The sequence below is a fragment of the Weizmannia acidilactici genome, assembly GCF_008974225.1.
Taxonomy (GTDB): domain Bacteria; phylum Bacillota; class Bacilli; order Bacillales; family Bacillaceae_C; genus Weizmannia; species Weizmannia acidilactici.
This window is the reverse complement of record NZ_BKZR01000111.1, coordinates 1-816: the sequence shown is the minus strand read 5'-3', so window position 1 is coordinate 816 and position 816 is coordinate 1. Positions and strand designations below refer to the sequence as shown.

Sequence of the window (816 nt, the reverse complement as noted above, 5' to 3'; positions counted from 1 at the left end):
GGAGTCTCTTGCGCCCTCGTTTGGTAATAGTTGTTTGCCCTTTAGATTTCCCTGAACTATGTTCTTTCAATGAGAGCCCTGCCAAATTTACAAGCTGTTGGGGGTGTTTGTACTTTGTGATATCGCCCACCTCAGCGAAAAATAAAGCAACTGTGGTCTTGCCCAAGCCTGGGATAGCCATCATTTGTTTAGCTCCCGGTAGAGTTTCTACTAGGCTTTCCAGCTCTTGATCCAGCTGCTTGATTTGCTGATTGTAAAGTTCATACTGCTCAAGCAGGCAGTCTATTTCTTGTTTGGCAAACTTTATGCCAGCCTGAATACCAATACTCTTTCTGGCTGCTTCCACAAGCTTTGTTGCCTTTTTAATGCCGATGCCCCTTTGAATCTGCGGCTTCCATTTCTCCAACACTTCTTCAGGAGTCATATCCTTGATTTGCGAAGGGAATGGGAACATTTTTAAGGTACAAATAGCTGCTTTGCCTTCCCAATCTTTAAATACATCAAAGAACTCAGGGAAATAACGCTGAATGACATTTTGAATTCGGCCATTTGTAATCATGAGCTGTTTAACGAGCTGATCTCTTATTTTGGCGCCTTCTCTTAGTTCGGCATAAATACCGTCCAGGAGATTGGGTACGGAGTATCGCCCGTCTTTAATCAGCTGCGCAATCACCTTGGCATCTTTTGTATCGTTTTTCGTTGGGGAATTGTCATCCAGCTCTTTGCTTTTCTTAACGTGCATCGGGTTGACTAAAACAAAATCATAACCCTTAGCCGTAAGAAAATAAGCAAGGCCAAGCCAGAAATGCCCTGTCG

1 protein-coding gene is annotated in these 816 nt (G+C 43.6%); it reads right to left on the bottom strand.

Features of this window, described 5'->3' with window-relative positions:
- Positions 1-816 (bottom strand): IS110 family RNA-guided transposase (locus GBH70_RS16455; RefSeq protein ID WP_151682021.1); only part of this gene is annotated, 816 nt, incomplete at both ends.